2 protein-coding genes are annotated in these 2092 nt (G+C 60.8%); both read left to right on the top strand.

The genetic code is table 11. From position 1 onward, the window contains the following. Window positions 1-226: 226 nt before the first annotated feature. The gene (locus tag T281_RS16935) at window positions 227-1192 is read left to right on the top strand and encodes an acetyl-CoA carboxylase carboxyltransferase subunit alpha (RefSeq protein ID WP_037242343.1); all 966 of its coding nucleotides are present in this window, start codon (window positions 227-229) and stop codon (window positions 1190-1192) included. Between the two features lie 186 nt (window positions 1193-1378). Beyond that, a partial coding sequence (locus tag T281_RS16930) for a L,D-transpeptidase family protein (RefSeq protein ID WP_037242340.1) occupies window positions 1379-2092 on the top strand: 714 nt, incomplete at its 3' end.

Below are 2092 nucleotides of genomic sequence, written 5' to 3'. Positions count from 1 at the left end.
CAAACGCATGCGCCTGAAAAGCACCGGCAAAAAGTTGTTTTTCCGCGCAGTTTTCAAATTTTACATTTGATGCCTGTGCCAACGGCGGGTGTGGATCAAATGTAAAATTCACTGCACTGGTCCCCGGAAATGAGGGGGCAGCGCCGGAACGCGCACTAGCCCTTGCCTGCCGCCCATGCTAGGCAATGGGCAAAATCACCCGCTTCTCGTTCCAAGCTCCATGGCCATGCGCACCTATCTCGACTTCGAAAAACCTATCGCTGAACTCGAAAGCAAGATCGCGGAATTGAGCGCGCTCGGCGAAGGGGAAAGCGGCGTCTCCATCAACGATGAACTCGCCAAGCTCCGCGAGAAGGCGCAAACGGCGCTTCAGGAAACCTACAAGAGCCTGGATCCCTGGCAGAAGACGCAGGTGGCGCGCCATCCCGCGCGGCCGCACTCCGTCGACTATATCCGCGAGCTTATCGCCGATTTCACACCGCTGGGCGGGGACCGCTATTTCGGCGAAGATCTTGCCATCATCGGCGGGCTCGGCCAGTTCAACGGTCGCACCGTCATGGTGCTCGGCCACGAGAAGGGCGCGGACACGCAAGGCCGCCTCCGGCACAATTTTGGCATGGCGAAGCCCGAAGGCTACCGCAAGGCCGTCCGTCTCATGCAGCTGGCAGATCGTTTCGGCATCCCGGTGGTCAGCCTCGTCGACACGGCGGGCGCGTATCCCGGCATCGAAGCTGAGGAGCGCGGTCAGGCCGAAGCCATCGCGCGCTCGACGGATTGCTGCCTGTCGCTTTCCGTGCCGATGATCGCGGTCGTGATCGGCGAGGGCGGCTCGGGCGGCGCTATTGCGATTGCCGCAGCGAACCGCGTGCTGATGCTCGAACACTCCATCTACAGCGTGATCTCGCCCGAAGGGGCGGCCTCGATCCTCTGGCGCGACAGTTCCAAGGCGCGCGATGCCGCGACCAACATGAAGATCACCGCGCAGGATCTCCTCCAACTCGGCGTGATCGACCAGATCATTCCCGAGCCGGTCGGCGGCGCCCATCGTGATCGGGAGGCAGCCATTCGCAATGTGAGCGACGCGCTCGAACGCGCCCTTTCAGAATTCGAATCGCAGGAGGGTCAGGCCATCAAGAAGCAGCGGCAGGATAAATTCCTCGCTATCGGCCGTACCTTACCGGCCGCGCGGTAGGCGCGCCCGAGGGGATGTGTCGCATTTTGGCCTCAATATCACTGCCAAGTCTCTGTTGCAGAAAAGGAATCAAGGGCTTACAACCTCAGGATGCGATCGGTAAAAAGCACACGCAAGATGCAACCTCTTTTTAACCCAGACGGCCGATGCTCACCCGACAGCGCCACCGCGCAGAGGAAAGGCTTTATGAGAGTTGCGTTGCGTTTTGCGTCGGTCGTGCCGCTGTTGCTGGGCCTGACCGGGTGCCTCAACCTCTTCGGGTTCGGCGGCGATGCCGAGAACGCGGTGCCGCCAGGCGAGCGCCAGCTTCCCGCATCGACCCAGGCGATGCTGGCCATCAAGGGCATGCGGATCGATGCTCCGATCTTCATCCGTATCTTCAAGGAAGAGTCGGAGCTGGAGGTCTGGAAGTTCAAGGACGGTCGGTTCCAGCATTTTCGCACTTATCCCATTTGCGCGTGGTCCGGCACCCTCGGCCCCAAGATTCAGACCGGCGACCGGCAGTCTCCCGAGGGGTTCTATACCGTCACGCGCGGCCAGATGAACCCGCGCAGCAATTATTACCTCGCTTTCAATCTCGGCTACCCCAACACGCACGATCAGGTGAACGGCCATACGGGTTCGGCGCTGATGGTGCACGGCAACTGCAAGTCGGTCGGCTGCTATGCGATGACCGATGCCTATATCGAGGAAATCTACATCCTCGCGCGTGAGGCGTTCGACGCGGGCCAGACGAAATTCCACGTGCAGGCTTTGCCCTTCCGCATGACGGCCGCGAACATGGCGAAGCACCGCGACAACCCTTGGTATGCGTTCTGGGCGCGGCTCAAGGAAGGCTATGACTCGTTCGAGGCGAGTGGCAAGCCGCCGATCGTTAAGGTTTGCGGCAAGCAATATCAG

Source organism: Rhodomicrobium udaipurense JA643 (assembly GCF_000636015.1).
Taxonomy (GTDB): Bacteria; Pseudomonadota; Alphaproteobacteria; order Rhizobiales; family Rhodomicrobiaceae; genus Rhodomicrobium; species Rhodomicrobium udaipurense.
Note: the sequence above shows the minus strand (reverse complement) of the source record. Positions and strands in the feature narration are given on the sequence as shown.

Bases quoted from the DNA above. Each gene is read 5' to 3' on its own strand.
- T281_RS16935 (WP_037242343.1), top strand. From the start codon at position 227: ATGCGCACCTATCTCGACTTCGAAAAACCTATCGCTGAACTCGAAAGC.